The following is an 804-nucleotide window of genomic DNA, read 5'->3' as shown; positions in this document are numbered from 1 at the left end:
TCGATTCCTCTCTTTCCCACAATCACACGCCCCCGAAGAGTGTCACGTCCGTCGACAACTTCGAGCACCGAACAATCGAATCTAATTGGTTTCTTCAATGAGAACGAACTGCCGTACCGAGAGCGGGCAAAGTTACCCACCAGTACATCTTCCTTCAGGGTGGGGAGCGTTACACGGCCCGACGATCAACACCTGCCTGCACGTACCCGACGTGGCAGCAACCGGGAGTCGGTGGAACGGTCTGCTCGGCTTCTCGATCCGGCGAGGATCCGAGAATTCGCACGGGTAGATCGTCCTGTTGCAGCACCTGTCCAATCTACAGGGCGGGAAGTCGCCCGGACGAAGGCCGTGTCGTAGCTGCGGAACGACGACTCAGGCCGTCGCGTCGAGCGACGCGATGACCTTCGTCGGCCGCAGACGCACCACCAGTTCACCGGGTACACCGTTCCGCTTGCCGAACTCTGCGGCGCGTTCTGCGCCCATGTATCGACCGCCGATAGCTGTGGCCGTGTCCAAAAGATCTTGGGGATCTTCCGATGCTTCGGCAACGCCCTGAACCTGTACGAACGCGTACGGAGGTTCTTCCAGGTCCACCGTCAGCACGAGCCTGGGATCCCGCGCAATTGCTTTCCCCTTGGCTGTATCGGCACCCGTGTTGAAGACGATCGCATCCCCCTCGAGCACGAACCACACAGGAGCGACGAGCGGTCGGCCGTCCGAAGCGACGAAGCCGAGCTTGCCCGTTCGAGTCCCCTCTTCGAGAAACTCTCGGACGTCTGGATCTGCGAGGGTTGCCATTCGATC

At 60.6% G+C, this 804-nt stretch carries 1 protein-coding gene; it reads right to left on the bottom strand.

Annotation, left to right across the window (positions count from 1 at the left end):
• Window positions 1-372 precede the first annotated feature (372 nt).
• Window positions 373-798: a PPOX class F420-dependent oxidoreductase gene (locus D8W71_RS12720; protein ID WP_121113988.1), complete on the bottom strand. Its 426-nt coding sequence runs from the start codon at window positions 796-798 to the stop codon at window positions 373-375.
• Between the last annotated feature and the right edge of the window lie 6 nt (window positions 799-804).

The sequence above is a fragment of the Rhodococcus sp. P1Y genome (assembly GCF_003641205.1).
In the GTDB taxonomy this organism is placed as follows: Bacteria; Actinomycetota; Actinomycetes; order Mycobacteriales; family Mycobacteriaceae; genus Rhodococcoides.
This window is presented reverse-complemented; position numbering and strand designations above follow the sequence as displayed.

Excerpts from the sequence above, each read along its gene's own strand:
- D8W71_RS12720 (WP_121113988.1), bottom strand. The coding sequence starts at position 798 with ATGGCAACCCTCGCAGATCCAGACGTCCGAGAGTTTCTCGAAGAGGGG.